The 20,215-nt window shown below is 46.5% G+C and carries 14 protein-coding genes; 8 read left to right on the plus strand and 6 right to left on the minus strand.

Going from position 1 to position 20,215, the window contains the following annotated elements:
- The coding region (locus ACRBG0_RS12830; protein WP_431487271.1) for a GEVED domain-containing protein at positions 1-1,059 on the plus strand (1,059 nt) is incomplete at its 5' end.
- Between the two features lie 198 nt (positions 1,060-1,257).
- Here ACRBG0_RS12830 and ACRBG0_RS12835 read toward each other — a convergent pair.
- Both ACRBG0_RS12835 and ald read right to left on the minus strand, forming a co-directional pair.
- A complete protein-coding gene (locus ACRBG0_RS12835; RefSeq protein ID WP_431487272.1) occupies positions 1,258-1,539 on the minus strand; it encodes a hypothetical protein in 282 nt (93 codons plus the stop codon).
- Positions 1,540-1,747: 208 nt separating this feature from the next.
- Positions 1,748-2,860 (minus strand): alanine dehydrogenase, encoded by a 1,113-nt coding sequence (ald, locus tag ACRBG0_RS12840; RefSeq protein ID WP_431487273.1) that lies wholly within the window; start codon positions 2,858-2,860, stop codon positions 1,748-1,750.
- Between the two features lie 259 nt (positions 2,861-3,119).
- Here ald and ACRBG0_RS12845 point away from each other — a divergent pair, with 259 nt between their 5' ends.
- Positions 3,120-3,962 (plus strand): zinc ribbon domain-containing protein, encoded by an 843-nt coding sequence (locus ACRBG0_RS12845; RefSeq protein ID WP_431487274.1) that lies wholly within the window; start codon positions 3,120-3,122, stop codon positions 3,960-3,962.
- A 94-nt stretch (positions 3,963-4,056) separates the two neighbouring features.
- Positions 4,057-6,318, plus strand: coding sequence for a T9SS type A sorting domain-containing protein (locus ACRBG0_RS12850; protein ID WP_431487275.1), 2,262 nt, complete (start codon positions 4,057-4,059; stop codon positions 6,316-6,318).
- A 220-nt stretch (positions 6,319-6,538) separates the two neighbouring features.
- Here the strand turns inward: ACRBG0_RS12850 and ACRBG0_RS12855 are convergent, their stop codons facing one another.
- The 3 genes from ACRBG0_RS12855 to ACRBG0_RS12865 all read right to left on the minus strand — a co-directional run bounded on the left by ACRBG0_RS12855 (position 6,539) and on the right by ACRBG0_RS12865 (position 11,191).
- Positions 6,539-7,300, minus strand: coding sequence for a sensor histidine kinase (locus ACRBG0_RS12855; RefSeq protein ID WP_431487276.1), 762 nt, complete (start codon positions 7,298-7,300; stop codon positions 6,539-6,541).
- A 257-nt stretch (positions 7,301-7,557) separates the two neighbouring features.
- Positions 7,558-9,711, minus strand: a complete 2,154-nt coding sequence (locus ACRBG0_RS12860; RefSeq protein WP_431487277.1) for a prolyl oligopeptidase family serine peptidase — start codon at positions 9,709-9,711, stop codon at positions 7,558-7,560.
- Between the two features lie 151 nt (positions 9,712-9,862).
- Complete coding sequence (locus tag ACRBG0_RS12865) at positions 9,863-11,191, minus strand: IS4 family transposase (protein ID WP_431487278.1); 1,329 nt, start codon at positions 11,189-11,191, stop codon at positions 9,863-9,865.
- 455 nt (positions 11,192-11,646) lie between these two features.
- Here ACRBG0_RS12865 and ACRBG0_RS12870 point away from each other — a divergent pair, with 455 nt between their 5' ends.
- From ACRBG0_RS12870 to ACRBG0_RS12880, 3 genes are all read left to right on the plus strand, one after another.
- Entirely contained in the window at positions 11,647-11,709 is a 63-nt protein-coding gene (locus tag ACRBG0_RS12870) for a hypothetical protein (RefSeq protein ID WP_431487336.1), read from the plus strand.
- 76 nt (positions 11,710-11,785) lie between these two features.
- Positions 11,786-12,856 (plus strand): T9SS type A sorting domain-containing protein, encoded by a 1,071-nt coding sequence (locus ACRBG0_RS12875; protein ID WP_431487279.1) that lies wholly within the window; start codon positions 11,786-11,788, stop codon positions 12,854-12,856.
- A 185-nt stretch (positions 12,857-13,041) separates the two neighbouring features.
- Positions 13,042-16,326, plus strand: coding sequence for an amidohydrolase family protein (locus tag ACRBG0_RS12880; RefSeq protein WP_431487280.1), 3,285 nt, complete (start codon positions 13,042-13,044; stop codon positions 16,324-16,326).
- Positions 16,327-16,429: 103 nt separating this feature from the next.
- Here the strand turns inward: ACRBG0_RS12880 and ACRBG0_RS12885 are convergent, their stop codons facing one another.
- Complete coding sequence (locus ACRBG0_RS12885; RefSeq protein WP_431487281.1) at positions 16,430-17,860, minus strand: hypothetical protein; 1,431 nt, start codon at positions 17,858-17,860, stop codon at positions 16,430-16,432.
- A 169-nt stretch (positions 17,861-18,029) separates the two neighbouring features.
- Between ACRBG0_RS12885 and ACRBG0_RS12890 the strand changes: the two genes are divergently transcribed.
- The gene (locus ACRBG0_RS12890; protein WP_431487282.1) at positions 18,030-19,622 is read left to right on the plus strand and encodes an amidohydrolase family protein; all 1,593 of its coding nucleotides are present in this window, start codon (positions 18,030-18,032) and stop codon (positions 19,620-19,622) included.
- Between the two features lie 20 nt (positions 19,623-19,642).
- Entirely contained in the window at positions 19,643-20,185 is a 543-nt protein-coding gene (locus tag ACRBG0_RS12895; protein WP_431487283.1) for a hypothetical protein, read from the plus strand.
- The last annotated feature ends 30 nt before the right edge of the window (positions 20,186-20,215 follow it).

Raw genomic sequence — 20,215 nt, forward strand, 5'->3', positions numbered from 1 at the left:
GGATCAAACTGGTCTCCATGGACATCTTCTAAGTATTTCACGACGACCGGCGGCGGTGGTGGCTGTAATGCTCCTGCTGTAAGTCAGATAAACTCAAGCAATGTTGGTAGCACTACCGTTTCTTTAAACTATACAGGGAGTGAAGATTTTTCTATTTTCCAGTATAAAGTTGCAGGTTCTTCAACATTTACAATTGCAAATTACTCGTCAACAGGTGTTACGAATTTATCTGGATTAACTGCCGGAACGCAATATGAATACCAAGGTGGTATATGGTGTGGATCAAACTGGTCTCCATGGACATCTTCTAAATATTTCACGACGACCGGTGGTGGCGGAGGAAACGCTTACTGTAACTCAAATGGAAACACCACCAGTGATGAATGGATAAATCGTGTACAGTTTGGCGGAATTAATAATACTTCAGGCAACAATGGTGGATACGCTAACTACACCGGAACATCTACTGTTGTAAATGCGAACACTAATGTTTCTTGGACGCTTGTTCCGGGCTTTTCAAGTTCAGTTTACAGTGAATACTGGACAATTTGGATTGACTTCAACCAAGATGGCGACTTCAATGATAGTGGCGAAATGGTAAGTCAAGGTAATGGTACTTCTACTATTACAGGCTCTGCCTACATTCCTAGCAATGTTCCATCTGGTTCTACTCGGATGCGTGTATCCATGAAGTACAACGGCTACTCTTCTCCATGTGAAAGTTTCCAATATGGTGAAGTAGAAGATTACACTATCGTGATTGGCTCCGCGATGCCGGAGGGGGTAAATAGTTTTATTCAGAACAAAAACATTTTGGGAATTCACCCTAACCCTGCTATGGAATATGTTCAGCTGGATTTTAACGCTAATAGCAGCGGAGAAGCATTGGTTGAGTTAGTTAACTTGACAGGGCGGACAGTCAAATTGCTCCACAAGGAAGTATTGGAAGGGGAGAACATACTTCGTTTGAATTTATCTGATTTACCCGAGGGAACCTATATCGTTCAAATAAAAACAGGCAAAGAGAAATTTGTCGGAAAAATTGCTGTAGTTCGGTAAATTGAATCATTGAGAACCAATAGCCAATATTTAACTCTACTCTTTCGACTAGAGGCTGTCTTTTAAGAAGGCAGCCTCTTTTTCTGGTCATGTAGGATGTTTTATTACTATACCAGAAAACCCTTAGCTCACATTAATCGTACAAATGCGTAATCGCATTCATACGATCAGGGTCAAAATTAGCGCAGGACAATGCCCCTAAATAATCTCCGGAAAATCATCGTCCTCCTCTTCGGGAAAGTTGCGCTCAAAAGCCGCGGCAAAGTCTTGGTCCATTTCCTGAAAATGACTCATTACCTTTTCAATAAAGGGTTCATCGACCAGTTGGCGGAGTTCATTCAGGCTGTTGGTCTTTTCGGTGGGGCGGAATTTGTAGGTCTGCTCGAAATGGTTGTTTTCAAACTTAATGGACAGACGGGTGTCGGTCTTGAAAACGGTGATTTTGAGAATAGGATGATCGAGGTAACCTAAAATTCGCATAGGAGTGGGGGATGAGTGGGCGTGTTCAAAATTGAGTATATCGCGCAGAGACACAGAGGCGCAGAGATTTTTATTAGAAGACTCAGGGAGCTAGAACTCTGCAATTAATAGTAGTCAGACTCGCATTGATGAATACACTCGAATGAGTAACTCCTAACTCCTCAACTTAGACTTACAGCCTGAGATAAAGAGTTAGGAGTCTAATATGTTACAATACGTCTTCTAATGGCGTGTAATCCAAGTTGAAGGCTTCCGCTACTGCTTTGTAAACTACCTTGCCATCAACGACGTTGAGTCCAAGAGATAGCGGCTGATTCTCACGGCAAGCTTTTTGCCAGCCTTTGTCGGCCAATTGGATTGCGTAAGGCAGCGTTGCATTGGTCAAGGCGAGGGTGGAAGTATAAGGCACTGCACCAGGCATGTTGGCCACACAGTAGTGTACCACTTCGTCGATCACGAAAGTAGGATCAGCGTGGGTAGTGGGTTTACACGTTTCGATACAACCACCTTGATCTACGGCTACGTCTACGAGTACCGTTCCGGGGCGCATATCTTTAAGCATCGCGCGCGTAATGAGGTTAGGAGCTTTTGCACCAGGAATCAAGACCGCACCGATGATAAGGTCGGCTGTTTTGATCAACTCACGGATATTGTACTCATTGGAATAGAGCGTCTTCACGTTAGCTGGCATAGTATCGCTCAGGTAACGGAGGCGAGGCAAACTGATGTCAAGGATAGTTACGTCGGCACCCAATCCAGCAGCCATCTTTGCTGCTTCAGTGCCTACAACACCGCCGCCCAGAACGATCACTTTGCCAGGCATAACCCCAGGTACACCACCTAGCAGTACGCCACGACCACCCATAGGTTTTTCGAGGTACTTGGCACCTTCCTGGATGCTCATCCGGCCAGCGACTTCACTCATAGGTACGAGTAGGGGCAAGCTACGGTTGGGTAACTCTACGGTTTCGTAAGCCAAGCAAGTAGCGCCACTTTCAATCATGGCATTGGTGAGTGGCTCGTGAGAAGCAAAGTGAAAATAGGTAAAGAGCAGTTGGTCTTTTTTGATGAGTTTGTACTCCGACTCAATCGGCTCTTTGACCTTGATGATCATTTCAGCAATAGCATAAACGTCCTCAATGGTAGGAAGAAGTGTAGCTCCGGCATTAGAATAATCATCATCGGCAAAACCACTACCCATACCGGCAGTTGCTTGAACATAGATTTCATGGCCACGCTTCTTTAGTTCCATCACTCCGGCAGGAGTAAGTGCTACGCGGTTCTCGTTGTTCTTGATTTCCTTAGGAACACCAATGATCATGTGGTGGTAAGTTTAGTGCAGGAGCAGTAGAAGCCCCTTGGTTAAGGCATATGTTGAGGGGAAGGACAACGTTTGCCTCCCTTGTCTCAAATTTCGCGGCAAAGATAGGAAGAAGGAATAAGACTTAGTATAAAAAAAGGCCCGTTTACGAAACGAGCCTTTTTTTTACATAACCTTTTTAACAAATTGTAATCTTACTGAGTGTAAAACAAGAAGTGTGCCAAAATATGATTTTCAAATATTAACTATCTTGGCGCTTATGAAGACTTGCGCTAATTGTCAGACCAGTTTGCCACCAGAGGCTCGCTTTTGCCATCAATGTGGGGCACTTCAGCTATCTAGCTTGAAGCCTGCTACCGCTACCCCCACATGGGACTGGGAAGCACCACTTGTGCAACAAGCATTTGCCCGGTTTCAGGAACGGTTGAATGAAAGGGTAGCTTGCGAACAAGACGAGACTCAACTACCGCAATACCAGGAACGTCTTTACGAAAGTAATTACAGAGAAACGGTACAAAGACGACTCTTGCAGTGGGAAGAAAGCCTCACTATATCTCCTCACCAAACAGAACAGCAACGTCATTTGCGTGAGCTTCGTCATTTGTGTGATGATTTACTCGATTTTTTCTTCATCATCCATTGCGCGGATATCAATAAGATTGTACTGCCTCAGGTGTTGTTGCGCTATCAGCAATTGCCGGTGCAAGAGGTTGATCTTGGCGAAATGGCACTCGCATTTTTGGATTTTGAACACGAGGAAGAACGTTTGTATACGGATTTTGTAAAGATGCCCGTCAATAAGATTCGCAACGCTGGCAAAGCATTTCTTTTCCCCGAAAGGGAAGAAAAAATATGGTTTATCTGTGATCAAAGCCTGTTGGGTAATGCAAAAAAAGGTTTTGCGATGACCGAAAAGGCGCTCTACTGGAAATCGGGCCTGCAAGCAGCACAGCGCGTATATTATCACAAACTTTTTGCCCTGTCGAAAGAAAAAGAATGGCTTCTCATCAATGAACTCTATTTCAATGCGTCGCCTAGCCTCAATACCAAAATGATTTGGTTGCTTCGCCGATTGTCGCGGCTCCTTCGTGCAGATTTGTAGACCATTTGTAGCCTTCCTTGCTAAAGATTTATAGCCATTGCAGGTTAATAAGCAGCAGGCCCGTTATCTTTGAGGCTCTCTAATGAACTACTTTATGAACACTACGCTTCGCTACTTTCTTTTCTTTTCCCTCTTTCTCTACGCTATCCCTTCAGGAACTGCTCAGAATATTAATTTCGAGCGCCGTTTTCCTACGGTTACCCAAAACGGTAGCCCTTCCTCATTGGGGTTCACTGGCGGCTTGAATAGCCCACAGTTTTCAACAGTAGATCTCAATAATGATGGGCAGAAAGACCTTTTTGCATTTGACAGGGTAGGGGATGTAGCAATGGGATTCACAAAGGACAGCAACGGAAAATGGCAGCTGCGGCCAGACTTGCTGGTCAACTTTCCGGCTTTTGATTCTTGGGTTCTGCTTCGTGATTACAACAATGATGGTATTGAAGACATTTTTACCTATAATCGCAATGTGGCCTCTGGTGTTCAAGTTTACACCGGCAGTTATTCGCCGGAAGGCATCATTGATTTTGAACGATTTTATTTTGACAATGAGTTGAATATCATTTTTGTGCCTACTCCCGGAGGTGCAGATACACAGCTTTATATTAGCAATATCGACTATCCGAATATAGCAGATATTGACTGTGATGGCGATCTTGATATACTTACCTTCAATATCAGCGGTGGCTTCTTGGAATTGTACACCAACCTGTCTGTAGAAAATGGTTACGGGGCAGACAGCCTCATTTTTGTATTGGCCGACAATTGCTACGGAGGTATTTATGAAAGTGGCCTTTCTCCTGAATTGGATTTAGCTTCTAGTGCCGGCGAATGTGCCAGTGGCATCGTTAGTGGCGAAATAGAGGACCGGCATGTAGGCTCGACCGTCCTCACATTTGATGAAGATGGTGATGGCGACCACGACTTGGTACTGGGTGACCTTTCTTTCTCCTCCCTTACAATGGCTACCAATGGAAATAACTGTAGCGATGCCTGGATGACTTCCCAGGATATCAACTTCCCCAGCTATGATGTACCTGCTTATCTACCGCTTTTTCCTGCATCATTTTTTTTGGACATTGATGGAGATAATAAACGAGATTTAGTAGTAGCCAGTAATGAAGACAACATTGGTATTGACCACAAAAATGTATGGTACTACAAGAATGTAGGCACAGACAGCAATCCCAACTTTGATTTCCGCCAGGATGATTTTTTGGTTGGAGGAATGATAGACCTGGGGACACGCTCTCACCCTGCATTATTGGATTACAATGCCGATGGGCTACAAGATTTAGTGGTAGGTAACTTCTCTTTTTATGCAGAGCTAGGATTCAAAAACAGCCGCCTGTATTTATACGAAAACACAGGGTCAGCAGAATCTCCTGCCTTTACCCTGGTGAGTGAAGACTATTTGGGAATGGCCCAGTACAATGGCACGGTCCCCGGCACAGGCACCTACGCTTTCTCGCCTGCCTTTGGCGACTTGGACGGCGATGGTGATGATGATGCTTTGGTCGGAGATATTGAAGGCAAGCTGTTTTATTTTGAAAATACAGCTGGTGAAGGTCAACCCGCCGTGTTTAGCGCAGCAACTTATGGCTACATGGGTATTGATATTGGCCAAGCAGCCACTCCTGAAATCGTGGACCTCAATCGTGATGGTTTAGGGGATATCGTTATCGGTGAGAAAACCGGCAACCTCAATTATTTTCAAAATGTAGGAACCATAGGAGCAGCCATGTTTGGCAATGATGAAGAGATTGCGCCTAATGTCCGTCAACTGGGGCAGGTCGATGCTCGGATACCTGGCTTCTCGGTGGGCTATTCAACGACCTTTTTTGTAGACATTAATGGAGCGTATCACCTGTTTCTAGGTACACAGTCCGGCTCACTAGAATACTACCGCGATATTGAAGGGCACCTCGATGGCTCGGCGTTTACAACCGTTAGTGAAAACCTGCTCGATCGCAATGAAGGAATCTATACCCACCCCGTCTTGTGGGACTGGAACGGCGACGACTTCTTCGATCTTATGCTGGGGAATGAAAGGGGAGGAGTGAGCTTCTTCGCTACCAACTTCTTACCAGACGGCACGGTGGATGCAGAAAACATCGTCGATCAAGCTACCACGTGGGAGCTGTACCCGAACCCGGTAAGTGATCAGCTATTCCTTAGGGGCAAAGATCTTCATGAAGGCACATTAAGCCTTTACGATCAACAGGGCCGCATTTTATGGCAATCGGCATCTTCTTCTACTACACAGATAGACGTCAGTAAATACCCTGCTGGATTGTATTTTTTACAGTTGCGTACATCAACGGGGAGTTCTGTGAAGAAGATCGTGGTGGAGTAGGTTGGACCTTAGGCACTATCTCTACTTTTTTACCGCAGAGGAACTACACTGCATCCGTCTGCACTAAATAAATGCGCTATGTGTCTATGTGATAATAATAACACTAACCTCTCTCAGTACATAGACACCTAGGGATAGGTAGACCTGAGTCTACGTAAAAGAATCATCCGCTGTGTCTCATGTGGTAAAAAGAATGTCTTGATAGCTGGAAAATAGTAGCCTATTTCTTGATCGTGAAATAAAAAGTACTCCCTTTCCCAAGTTCACTCTTTACCCAGATTTTACCATTATGGCTCTCTACAATTCGCTTGCATAGCGCCAAGCCAATCCCCGTGCCTTTGTCATCTACCTCTCTGGGAATCAGGCGGGTAAAAAGCTCAAAGATTTTTTGGTGGTTCTCAGGCGCGATACCGATTCCCTGGTCAGCGATAGAAAATTGCCAGTAGTCCTTTTTGTCAACTGCTTCAATATGGATTTGATTGGAGGTGTCTTCTTTGCCAAAATAGATCGCATTGGCCAGCAGATTTTGGAACAGTTGGGTAATCCCCATGCGATGGCCCTGAAATTCTTCCGGCAACCCATTGGTGGTCACCGTAGCGGCTCCTTTCTCTATGTTGTGTCGCAAATTGTACTTCACAATCTCCAGCATAGGGAGCGTCTTCACCCTTTGGCGTTCTACCATACGGCCTGCCCGCGAGTACTCCAATAAATCCTTAATGAGCTGTTGTAACCGTTTGACACCAAAGGTAACGTGCTGGAAATATTCTTCGATATCAACAGGGATATTCTCTTTTTCAAGCTCTTGGCGAATAATACCAAGGTAGCCCTCTACAGTACGAAGAGGCGCTTGTAAATCATGGCTGGCAACATAAGCAAAATGTTCTAAATCCTGATTGCTCTGTTGAAGGTCTTTGATTTGCTGCTGTAATTCCGCGATCAATAGATCTTTTTCAGCCCCTTTTGAAAGTTGGTCGTCGGGCATTTTTTTCGTGCTTGTTCTATAAGACAGCACAAAGGTAAGGAAAAGGTGTAAGGGTGTAAAAGTTAAAATAATAACCCTTGCACCCTTACACTTAAGTTCCTAATCTGGCTGGTTTATTTGGCTTGCATTCACGACCCACCCCAACCCCTCCCTGCTAGGCGAGGGGCTTTCAAAATCAACACTTTATAGACTGCTAGTCCTCCCTCCATCAAAAGGGAGGGAGCTAGAGGGTGGGTCGTGAATATCCCAACCAGCCCCTATCCTTCAATATAAATCACCGGCGCATCCGTATTGTAGAAGAAAAACGACCACTGATCAGCCTGTTCTTCAATGATTTTGCTGATCGGCTTACCGGCGCCATGCCCGGCATCGGTAGCAATCCGGATCAGCACAGGATTGTCGCCCTGATGGCTTTTTTGTAGCTGTGCCGCAAACTTGAAGCTGTGCGCAGGCACCACCCGATCATCATGATCAGCCGTAGTGACCATCGTAGCAGGGTAAGCTACGCCTTCTTTCAAGTTGTGTATCGGGCTGTAGCTGAGCAGGTTCTTGAATTGTTCTGGATCATCACTTGAACCATATTCAGGAATCCAGCCCTTGCCTACGGTGAATTTGTGGTAACGAAGCATGTCCATCACCCCTACGGCAGGAAACGCCACCGCAAACAAGTCGGGCCGCTGCGCCATACAAGCACCTACCAGCAAACCACCATTACTACCACCAGCTATCGCCAGCTTTTCTTTACTGGTATATCCTTCTTCAATCAGGTATTCTGCACCAGCAATAAAGTCATCAAATACATTTTGCTTCTTGTCCAGCATTCCGCCCTGGTGCCATTCTTCGCCGTATTCGCCGCCACCGCGCAGGTTGGCCATCGCAAATACACCACCGTTTTCCAGCAGCACCAAACGCGAAGCACTGAAGCTCGGCGTCAGGCTTACATTAAATCCGCCGTAGCCGTACAGGTAGGTAGGGTTGCTACCATCCATCTTCAGACCTTTTTTGTGTACCAAAAACATACTCACTTGGGTACCGTCCTTGCTAGGGTAGAAAACCTGCGTCTCTACATAATCCTCTGGGTTAAACTTCAGCTCCGCCCGATAAAAAGGCTCTGAAGTTCCCGTCTTTACATCGTACTTGAAGATCGTTGGCGGGTAAGTGAACGAAGTAAAAGTGTAAAACAACACCGTATCTTCTTCATCGCCTCCCAAGCCACCGGCACTACCTGTTCCAGGTAGCTCAATCGCCTTTCTGTTGCTACCATCGTAGGCCATCTGGTAGTAGCGGTCGGTCGCATTCTCCAGGTAGTTGGCAAAAAGGTAACCACCGCCGCTAGAAACACTCTGTAGCAAGTTGTCCGATTCCGGAATGATCTCTTTCCAGTTTTCCTTTCCTGGGTTATTGATGTCTACCTCCACCAATCGGTATTTTGGCGCATCAATATCGGTCAGCACCAGCATTCTTGTGCCGATATTGTGTACGATGCTGCTCTTGTTTTTGTAACCAGGAAACAAGGCCACAAAATCACCATCGTTCTTCAGGTCTTTGTAGTAGGCCGCAAAGCCATCCGTTCCCGGTGCGTCGTACATCACAAAGTAGTCACCGTCTTCGCTCACGCCACCATAGTGGTAATGATCGGGGTTGTCATCATCCCGAAACACAAGTTCGTCTTCCGACTGCGGTGTCCCCAACTTATGGAAATACACACTGTGGTACTGATTGTTACCCGATAATTCCTGGCCCGCTTTTGGCGCAGGGTAGCGGCTGTAAAAGAAGCCATCTCCCGACCAGCCAGCGCCGCTAAATTTCACCCACTCCAGCTCGTCGTCCAGCTCTTTCTTGGTAGCCACTTCCATCACTTTGATCTTGCGCCAGTCACTACCAGCGTCTGCTACCGTAAAAGCAACATAACGATCATCCTCCGAAAAGCCCACCAGGCTAATCGCCGTAGTACCCGCTTCCGACCAGGTATTGGGGTCAATAAACACCTCTGGCTCACCATCCAACCCCTTTTGGTAATAAATCACCGCCTGGTTTTGTAGGCCATCATTCTTATAAAAGAAGTAATAATCGCCCGCCCGAAAAGGCGAACTCAAGCGCGGATAATTGAGCAACTCCGTGAGGCGCTCTTCAATTTTCTTTCTAAAAGGAATGTTTTCCAGGTAGCCAAAGGTCACCGCATTTTGCTCCTTCACCCAAGCTTCCACATCTTGCGCCGTATCTACTTCCAACCAGCGGTAAGGGTCGGCAATCGCCGTTCCGTGGTAATCATCCGTATGGTCAACGGTCGCCGTAGCAGGGTATTTGACAGTCATTTTTTCGTAAGCTGTTGTAGTCACTTCTTGTTCTGTATTGTTGTTACAAGCCATCAAAAGTAACAGACAAGAACAGCTAAGGATGCGAATAAGCATATTTTTTTATTTGGTTTGCTTAAAATTACGCAATTCCGTGATAGTCCCACCCACCAGTTCAGCGAATAGCAGTTATTAGGAAGTGAAAAGGGGAGGAGTATCATTTGGGGCCGTGCCGTCTCCCGTCTCGACTTTTCTAGTCGCATAAGCGTCAACTTAATAAATTCTCATATAATGATTCGAGATAATGCTCTCGGGATTTTCGTTTGTCATAGCAATAGTATCGTGCGAGTTCTTCGATAAATTTATCGGGATTTTTTTCCAGGATTACCTCCCAGAAACGTTCCTTTATGAAGTCGGCGAACTTGAGTAGGCTCAAAAACACTCGTTTTTCCTCATAAACCCGCTGTACAAAGATACCGTACCATCCAAGTGTAAGCGTCATCCAGATGAGCATCAAATAAATAGTGATAATTACCCTCGGGGGACAGACGTAATCCTTGCCTTTAAAGAATTTATCCACGTTGAACTTGCTCTTCCAGCACTTGAAAACGATTTCGATGCGCCAGCGGTAACGATATGCCCTGATGATATCCTTAAAACTCCAGACTTCCCTTTCTACGTTGGTGATAAAAATGGTCCACCCTAGTAGTTCCATGTACAACTCGTTGTGGGCAGCCTTGGTATTTCGGTCATTGCTGGCCTTGTGCTGCCTGATTTTTCTAACCTCGTTGGGTACCTCCACCGCGACCAGTCGGACCGGCAGCTTATGCTTGCTACCCAACAAGATTTTTTTATCTAAGACCTGCTTACCCTCCTTTTTCAACTGCTTGAGTAGGCCTAACAAATCCATTTTTTCGCCTGTCTCTTCATCATAGACATTCGTTCCATAACGAAGGCGGGACAGGAAAAAGGCGTCCTTTTCCATGATTGCCTTAAACGCAGACAATACGAAATAACCTTGATCACGAATGACGAGGCTCCCAGCCTGGAGCACTTCCATAATCCTGTGGGCAAAACTTTGATCATTGTCTCGGTAGCTTTCCACATCTATCCCCTCGTAGGAATCGTCCAGTAGGTTCATGCGTAGCTGCACGCGAGCCGTTGCACACTTGCCATGTTTTTTACTATGAGGCCCTGGATAAAAAGCAGACAGGTTTCTGGGTAGGCTGAGACAGCTACTGTCCTCCACAAAGACTTTGTTGAAATGCTTAAACAGCTCAATGTCTTTATGGCCCCATCCTCTAGTCGTCTGCTTGACTACATGAGCCAAAAGGCTGCGCACAAAAGCCTCTTGTCGGAATTGAAGCTTCTTTTGAAGCCCCTGCTTAGAGACGAGTTTCTGAGTAAGTCGCCCTATCTGCCGTGCCCAATCGTTAAGGCCTATTTTACCCAACTGGACCATCATAAAGAAGCCCAATAAAAAACTGACCCCATCAATCTTTCTCGGTGTCCGCATTTCAAAACCACTCTCTTTTGCTATCGACAGTATTGCTTGTTCTCCAATTTTCTCTTTAATTTGTGATAAGTTATATTTCATGGTTGCTGCGTGGTTGTTCCAATATCGATGTCTAGAACAAAACTAAGCAGCAACTTTTTTTTGTCAACTCATATTACGATTTATTAAGTTGACGCTTATGCGACTTTTCTAGTCGGGACGGGATCGGCACCAGGCTGTCTGGTCGCTCCCGCTCCCGCCCATCCTTCGTCCTTGCCCCCTCCGGGCCCCGAGCTCCGGCCTCACGGCCTACGCACTGGATTAGACTTAGGCTCCGTCCTCCGGCTCCTTCGTCGCAAGGAAGGAGTGACGTATAGGCTTGTATCCTCTATTTGGATTAGTACCAAACAAGCTCTAAAAGCCCTCAGCGCTTACCCAAAACCCAAAACAAACCCCATGTCCTCCTCGGGAGGAGGTGTCCGCGAGGACGGAGGAGGAAAGCCCACGCCACAAAGTATTATTGCACAACAAACGACGTCAGCACCTGGCCTGCGGGCATCTATTTCGTAAAACTGGAAAGTGCGGACGGAAGCGTGGTACGAAAGCTGGTGGTAGAGTGATGAACCTATTTTTTCGATCTGCCTAGCGTGTGATGTTCTATTTGCCTATTTTTGATAAAAATAAACACCGAATAAGATGGGCCGATTTGATACGTATAAGAATGGTGGCGTAATGCTGGTTTTCTTGCTGATGAATTTGAGTATCCTCCAAGCCCAAGCCGTCTGCGGAGCAGAAATTGAAAAACAGTATTATTTTGGAAATACACAGCAACTTTATGTAAAGGTTCAGGTTTGTCGGCAAGGAAGTCCGGTGGATTTTCTACCGTTCGATTGGGGAGATGGGCATTTGGATAGTCTGCCTTTATCGGGAACCATTGGTGCTGGGAACGGGTACATTATCAATTTTTATTTGGGAATTCACCAATACGAACCAGGTACTAACGAATACGTGGAATTGAAAATAACTCCCGGCCAAATTATCGATGATTTCGTTAATATGGAAGAAGAAGCAAGTTCTGATTTTGTCATGAAGGATTCTATATTGATTTTCACCTCAGAAAATTCTCCAATCATTGGAATTACAGACAACGAGAGTCCAGATATGGCCATACTTTCTCCAACCAATTACGAGCAGGAAGGCTGGTACGAAAGTCTTCAGATGTATCAAGTCCCTTATGATTTTGACTCTCTTAGTTACGCACTGGCAGATTTTCCGGTTGAGGGTTACTTTCCACCTGCTACAAACGGGGAACTCTTTATTGATGAATACGGAATTATGTACTGGGATCGCCCCTTGGTACCAGGGAAATATGCTGTCGCGGCTAAAGTAAGAGAGGTGAAGTGGACTAGCAATCCAGTTTATAACCAACAATGGACGATGGTATCCACCATTACCAAGGCTTTTATGATTATTGTAGATTCAGCCAGCCTTGTTACAACGGTACCAGCAATCGGGGCAAATAAAATTTTGAGCATCTACCCCAACCCCGCTACCATAACCTCCACCCTTGAATACCGCGGTCTAAACGGCGAAACCAATCTGAAAGCCATCAACGCTCAGGGGCAAATTATGCTCCAAAAAACACTAAATGGCACGGCGCAAATACAGCGAGAGGTTATTGATGTAAGTACTTGGCCTGCGGGCGTATACTGGATCGAATTACGCAATGAAGCGGGGCAGGTGACGAAGAAGTTGGTGGTGGAGTAAAGCCTCTTCTTCCTGATTTCACCTAAAAAAAGCTCTCTGCGTCTCAGCGGCTCTGCGCGAAATTTTCAAAAAAGCTCTTTGCCCTCTGCGCGAGATAAAAAATCCTGCTGCTGCCTTTCAAATCAATCACTACCCAATCCCTCCATCTTTCCTTACCTTAGCCAGCAAATCAACGACACACAATTATGCTGAAGCTTTGGAGCACCCTCTTTTTGGCCCTCGCCACGTTTGCCCTGATCGCCCAACCGGGCAGCACCGATAAATGGGACGTCAATAACCCGCCCGGTGAGTGGGACTGGAAAGATGTCAAATTCACCACGGACGAAGGCACCTGGATGAACCTCGATGTGAGCCCCGACGGCAAGACCATCATCTTTGATATGCTGGGCGACCTGTACAAAATGCCTATTACGGGTGGTACGGCCAAAGCCCTTCGTACGGGCCTAGCCTGGGAAGTACAGCCCCGATTTAGCCCTGATGGACAGCAAATCCTCTTTACCAGCGATGCCGGTGGCGGTGACAACATCTGGGTGATGAATGTCGATGGCAGCGATGCTCAGCAGATTACCAAAGAAGAATTCCGACTCCTTAACAATGCAGCCTGGACGCCAGATGGGCAGTACATTATTGCCCGCAAGCACTTTACTTCTCAGCGCTCTTTAGGGGCTGGAGAAATGTGGTTCTACCATATCACAGGCGGTAGCGGCATCCAGCTTACCGAGCGCAAAAACGATCAGCAGGATGTGAACGAGCCGGTGGTTTCTCCCGATGGACGCTATGTGTACTTCAGCGAAGACATGTACCCCGGTGGTTACTTTCAGTACAACAAAGATCCTAACAGTCAGATTTACGTGATCAAGCGCTATGATCGGCAGGAAGATAAAGTGGAAACCGTCGTGAGCGGCCCCGGTGGTGCTTGCCGTCCGCAGCTGTCTAATGATGGCAAAAAGCTGGCTTTTGTCCGTCGCGTGCGTACCAAAACGGTATTGATGGTACATTACCTGGAAACAGGCGAAACCTTCCCCCTCTACGACGAACTCAGCAAAGACCAGCAGGAAGCTTGGGCCGTTTTTGGCACCTATCCCGGCTTCGATTGGACGCCCGACGATCAGCAGATCATCATCTGGGCCGGTGGTAAGATTCAGCAAGTACCTTCTGATCCGCAATCCAAGGCATTGCCACGTACGATACCCTTTAGTGTAGAAGTCAACACCCAGGTAGCAGCTACCCGTACGCAGCAAAACCAAGTGCATGACGATAAATTTGAGGTGAATGTAATTCGCCACCTTGTCACTTCTCCCGATGAAAAAACGGTTGTTTTTAGTGCCGCTGGCTACCTCTGGAGCATGTCGCTGACCGATAAGAAAGCGGCGCGCCTGACCAAAGCCACCGATTTTGAATTTGAACCCGCTTTTTCTGCGGATGGCAAACAGATCGCCTACGTAAGCTGGAACGACGAGAAAATGGGGCAGCTACACCTGCGCAATCTAGCTACAGGCAGCGATAAGGTGCTTACGCCAGAACCCGGCATATATCGAACACCAGCGTTTTCACCAGATGGAAGTACTATCGTTTTTCGCAAGGACGACGGCAACGGCCACCAAGGCTACACCCATTGTACCGAGCCTGGCCTCTACACAATAGCCACTACGGGCGGCGAGCCTACCATCGTCACCCCGCGTGGCGAGTACCCCGTTTATAGTGCCGATGGCGAGCGCATATTTTTCCAAACGGGCGGCTTCCTATTCGGTAGCTTGACCAAGAGTTTCAACAGTATCAAAACCAATGGTACCGACGAAAAGAAGCACTTTGATGGTAAATACGCCCAGCGTTTCAGTATCAGTCCAGACAATCAGTGGATTGCTTGGTCGGAGCTGTTCAAAGTATACGTTGCACCGTTCCCGAAAACGGGGAAAACCGTTGGGATCAGCGCCAGCACCAAGGCGGTTCCTGTAGCGCAGGTCGCGCGCGATGCGGGGATTAATATCCACTGGTCAGCCGATAGCGAGCGCCTGTTCTGGACCTTAGGTAACGAGTACTTCTCAGACGAACTGACCGAGCGTTTCTCCTTCCTTGAAGGCGCAGCGGATAGCTTACCACCAATGGATAGTACCGGGATAAAATTGCCGTTGGAACTCAACTCAGACAAACCCAGCGGGGTAGTGGTCTTGGCCAACGCCCGCCTCATCACCATGGAGGGTGATCGAGTAATAGAGCATGGCAATCTGGTGGTCGAAGGCAACAAAATCGTCAGTATGGGCGAAGCCGGTAAAGTACGCATCCCAAAAGATGCCAAAGTGATCGACTGCACGGGCAAGACCATTATGCCGGGCATCGTGGATGTACATGGCCACTTGGGTGATTTCCGCTATGGACTCAGTCCGCAAAAGAGCTGGTATTATTATGCCAACCTCGCTTATGGTGTCACAACCGCCCATGATCCTAGCTCCAATTCGGAGATGATTTTTAGCCACAGCGAAATGATCAAAGCCGGGCACATGGTAGGCCCTCGTCTTTACAGCACAGGTACGATTATCTACGGTGCCGACGGTGATTTCAAAGCCGTGATCAATAGCCTGGAAGATGCTCGCTCGGCCCTGCGTCGGACGAAAGCTTACGGTGCCTTCAGCGTCAAGAGTTACAATCAGCCTCGCCGCGAGCAACGCCAAATGGTGATGAAAGCCGCCAGTGAACTAGGACTTTTGGTTGTTCCCGAAGGCGGCTCGTTCTTTTACCACAATATGAGCATGCTGGCCGATGGTCACACCGGTGTGGAGCACAACATTCCAGTTGCACCACTCTTTAAAGATGTGACTAGCTTTTGGTCGGAAACAGATGCCCACAACACGCCCACGCTAATCGTCAACTACGGTGGTGTAAATGGTGAATACTATTGGTACCAAAATACCAATGTATGGGAAAAAGACCGCCTACTGAACTTCACACCTCGCCCGGTTATTGACAGCAGAGCCCGTCATCGCACGATGGTTCCAGACGAAGAATACCAAAATGGCCACATCCTCACTAGCCAATCGCTGAAGAAACTGACCGACGCTGGTGTAAATATCAACCTCGGTGCACACGGACAACTACAAGGCCTTGGTGCACATTGGGAACTTTGGATGCTCCAGCAAGGCGGCATGACCAACCACGAAGCCCTGGCTTGTGCCACCATCAACGGTGCCCGCTACCTCGGTATGGATCAGGAGATTGGTAGCCTGAAAGTTGGCAAACTCGCCGACCTTATCGTTATCGACGGTAATCCATTGGAAAACATCCAGGATTCTGAAAATGTAGAAATGACTATGGTGAATGGCCGCCTCTATGATTCCGCTACAATGAACGAAATCGGCAATTACGATGTCCCTCGTAGCCAGTTCTATTTTGAACTCCCCGGTAGCGGAAACGCTTGGCCATTGATGACGGAAACGGGCACGTTTATGCCTACGCAGTGTGCTTGTCAGCGGTGATTTTTATGGAACCATATAAGGGATTATAAGAAAATATAAGTGCTTTTATTAATAACAACTTAAATGACCTTATAATCCCTTATATGGTTCAAATGTGAAGCCCCTAAGAGGGAGAAATAGCCGGAGGGGGTGTTTCTCCCTCTTCTTGTATCAAGGTAAACTGATCAAAATAAAAGAGCGAATAGTAGATAACATAATTGCTCAAGCCCAAGAAGATAAGTGGGGTCATTAATTCAATACGCCCAAGTAGGGTAGCAACAAAGAGACAAACGGCCTCTATTAGAAAAATATAATACACCGCTCGGTTATTACTCTTATACCATAAAAGCAAGAGAATACTTACGATCCCCATCGCAACGATAATTGTTTTTTGCGAACCGACTCCCGATCTAATATTGAGACTTGCAACAATGGTATAGAGGATAATGATGATCAACATAAAGGTCAGTATACCTGCATTCTTGTTTTGAGCAAACTGCATTTTAAGCGCACTAAAGGTGGCTGAAATATCTTCTTTTATCATTTGCTCATTGCCGTAATCTACAGATTTACTGGCAGGCATGGCCACTGCTATAACCCAAGCAATCACATGAATAAAAGGGATATTTAGAAACAAATAACACCAGGAAGGGTACTTGGCTCTGGATACAAAATAAGCTACCAAAAAATTACGGTAGATGACAGAAACAACATACAGAGCTACTAAAATAGCAGTTAACAACACCAATGGCCCGAGAGCAAAATCTAAACTCGCTACCTTTTGTATCTGCCGTGTAGCCCCAAATACTAAGACGAAAAGCGTTAGCCGCGTTACCCAATGGATCAGAGAAAAAGTGAGCGCACTCATCGGCGGGGCTTCAGGAATGCTGACTTGCTTAAAGTCAAAGAAACGGGCATTCTTTACTTTGTTGATTAAGAACCAAATAATAAGCAAGAAAGCAGGGAGTTGCAAATTAGAAAGTAACACCGTCAGCATATTTATCCGACGGGTAGAATTGGTGCCCGAAGTAATGCTGAGCGACAAAAAGTTCTTTGCTCCAAAAAGACGGTAGAATTTCTCCACCAATTCACCATAATCAAAGGTGGGCATATTAAAACCGAGTAAAACCAGGAAGGTTATTAGTAAAAAGGAAACAGCTTTTCTTCTTTCTTTGAAATAAAAGAACGCAAAAACACCCACCGCTATCAATAATCCTGCGGCGTTAAACCAGTAGGCACTAACAAAATTCTCATAGGAACTGTTGGGGCCTGTGAAAGTACTATAGTAGAGATATCCAGCCATCAAGGATTGAATAGCCCCTGCGATAAAACTTCCTCGCCTTTCACCTGTAAGTTGGCCAATTCCCCACCACAAACAAATAGGTATGGCCATATAATAAACAGTATTCAAGAAAAGAGGCCCGTAATTGAGCGTTTCGGAACCGTAACGAGGCGTGCCATTACTCCAAAAAAGAATTAGATAGAAAAGACTTAATCCCACAGAGATGGCGCATAAGCGATAAAAAACACGTCTAAAATTTTCAGTGATCAGCATAAGACAATAACTAGGTGTTTTACAAGATAGGAATATCTGATAGATCAAAAAAGCATGGCTGGTTTTGTAGACAAACACGTCCTAAACAATAATCTACAAATCCTTAAATTTCTTACCTTGTGAGGGTTCCGCTACTTTGAATTCCACCAAGGATAAAACTTACAAACCTATGCGTCATGTTTACCTTTTTCTCCTGTTTTTAAGCATCACTACCTTACTCACCGCCCAGGTTGATCCCGCCCCTGATCGTATTCCAGGAGAAGGAGAGGGGCCTCATAGCCAACTAATCATCCGTGGCGTTACCCTCATCAATGGAAATGGTGCTCCTCCACGTGGACCAATTGACATTGTTGTAGAAAATGACAGAATCGTCAAAATCCAGGTAGTGGGCAATCCTAATGTGCCAATTAATCCAGATAGACGTCCAGAATTGGAGGAAGGCGGCTACGAACTCGACGCAGAAGGTATGTACTTGATGCCGGGTTTTGTGGATATGCACGGACATATTGGTGGTCGGGCACAAGGCGCTGATGCAGAGTATGTCTTTAAATTGTGGCTAGGTCACGGTATTACAACCATTCGTGACCCATCGTGTGGAAATGGATTAGACTGGGTACTGGAGCACAAAGCGCGCAGTGATCGCAATGAGATTGCCGCCCCTCGCATTGAAGCTTATACCGTCTTTGGTCAGGGAAATTACGATCAAATCAACACCCCCGAAGGCGCTCGTCAGTGGGTGCGTGACAATGCTGCCAAAGGAGCCGACGGCATCAAGTTTTTTGGAGCCAACCCCGACATTATGGGTGCAGCATTGGCAGAGAATAAAAAATTAGGTTTGCGCTCTGCTTGTCACCATGCCCAAATGGATGTTGGTCGCTGGAATGTAGTCAATAGCGCTGAGGCAGGATTGACCTCGATGGAGCACTGGTACGGGCTCCCCGAGGCACTTTTTACCGATCGCACGGTACAGAACTACCCTGTAGACTATAATTATCAAAATGAGCAGGATCGCTTTCAGGAAGCTGGGCGCCTTTGGAAACAAGCTGCAGCACCATTTAGCGATCATTGGAATAAAGTCATGGATGACTTGATCGCACTGGACTTCACCATTGATCCGACTTTTAATATTTACGAAGCCAACCGCGACCTGATGAGGGCTCGCCGCGCCGAATGGCATGAAGAATACACCTTGCCCAGCTTGTGGCAATTTTACCAGCCTAGCCGAATCAGTCATGGCTCTTACTGGCATGCCTGGGGCACCGAACAAGAGGTTGCATGGCGGGAGAACTACCGTCTGTGGATGACTTTTGTTAATGAATACAAAAACCGGGGAGGGAGAGTAACCACAGGCTCCGATTCTGGGTTTATTTTCCAATTGTACGGTTTTGCCTACATTCGCGAGCTGGAACTACTTCGCGAAGCTGGTTTCCACCCGCTAGAGGTCATTCGGTCAGCTACCCTCAATGGAGCGGAAGCCCTAGGGATGGAGCAGGAAATAGGAACGGTAGAAGTGGGCAAGAAAGCCGACTTTGTCATCGTAAACGAAAATCCACTAGCTGACTTTAAGGTGCTGTACGGCACGGGCGCAATACGCCTGGATGATAATAATGAGGTCATTCGTACGGAAGGGGTAAAATATACCGTTAAAGACGGTGTCGTTTACGATGCACAGCAACTATTGGAAGACGTGAAGGCAATGGTGCAGGATGCTAAGTCTTCCGAAGGCGTAGAAATTCGCCAGCCAGGCGTTAATGAGAAATAAATAAAACAATCATAATTACCATGCAATTTTTGAAGTACTTTTTTAGCCTTTTGTTGGCTGTTACATTAATGACGAGCTGTAAACCCGACGCTCCTGGCGATAACGGTGCAACGGTAGATGCTGCCCCCAATGAGGCAACCGAGCAGGGAAGTTTTGCTACGCCCGTACTACCAAATGCCAATAGCCCCAAGGTTCAGCTTTTACTACGCTCTCCTTACTGGGTAGCAGAGCATTGGGTAAACCACGAAGACAATACCCAAAACCTTCCCAACAAGGGCCGCTGGTGGGCACTTAATGCCGATGGGACTTTCACTACAGGACAATGGCAAGAAACTTATTCCAATGGCAGTTGGGTAATCTATAACGACGGCCCTAAAGAGCTTCTTCATTTCGATGCAGCGAATAATGCGCTGGATATGGAGTTCGAGATGCAGGCCGTTTCCCAATTGCAAGATTATATGTCTTGGTCAGGAACAAAGACCTATGACATGAGTCGGATAGCAGTCAAGGCAGTCAGCTTGTTGAGTATGCCTACCAAGCTGCAATTCAACGTTGCAGAATAGTGACAGATCACTAGTTCTGGTCAAAAATAT

This window comes from Lewinella sp., from assembly GCF_050633125.1.
Lineage (GTDB): Bacteria > Bacteroidota > Bacteroidia > Chitinophagales > Saprospiraceae > Lewinella.

Bases quoted from the DNA above. Each gene is read 5' to 3' on its own strand.
- ACRBG0_RS12890 (WP_431487282.1), top strand. From the start codon at position 18,030: ATGCGTCATGTTTACCTTTTTCTCCTGTTTTTAAGCATCACTACCTTA.
- ACRBG0_RS12860 (WP_431487277.1), bottom strand. From the start codon at position 9,711: ATGCTTATTCGCATCCTTAGCTGTTCTTGTCTGTTACTTTTGATGGCT.
- ACRBG0_RS12895 (WP_431487283.1), top strand. From the start codon at position 19,643: ATGCAATTTTTGAAGTACTTTTTTAGCCTTTTGTTGGCTGTTACATTA.
- ACRBG0_RS12865 (WP_431487278.1), bottom strand. From the start codon at position 11,191: ATGAAATATAACTTATCACAAATTAAAGAGAAAATTGGAGAACAAGCA.
- ACRBG0_RS12880 (WP_431487280.1), top strand. From the start codon at position 13,042: ATGCTGAAGCTTTGGAGCACCCTCTTTTTGGCCCTCGCCACGTTTGCC.
- ACRBG0_RS12855 (WP_431487276.1), bottom strand. From the start codon at position 7,300: ATGCCCGACGACCAACTTTCAAAAGGGGCTGAAAAAGATCTATTGATC.
- ald (WP_431487273.1), bottom strand. From the start codon at position 2,860: ATGATCATTGGTGTTCCTAAGGAAATCAAGAACAACGAGAACCGCGTA.
- ACRBG0_RS12835 (WP_431487272.1), bottom strand. From the start codon at position 1,539: ATGCGAATTTTAGGTTACCTCGATCATCCTATTCTCAAAATCACCGTT.
- ACRBG0_RS12885 (WP_431487281.1), bottom strand. From the start codon at position 17,860: ATGCTGATCACTGAAAATTTTAGACGTGTTTTTTATCGCTTATGCGCC.
- ACRBG0_RS12845 (WP_431487274.1), top strand. From the start codon at position 3,120: ATGAAGACTTGCGCTAATTGTCAGACCAGTTTGCCACCAGAGGCTCGC.
- ACRBG0_RS12850 (WP_431487275.1), top strand. From the start codon at position 4,057: ATGAACACTACGCTTCGCTACTTTCTTTTCTTTTCCCTCTTTCTCTAC.
- ACRBG0_RS12875 (WP_431487279.1), top strand. From the start codon at position 11,786: ATGGGCCGATTTGATACGTATAAGAATGGTGGCGTAATGCTGGTTTTC.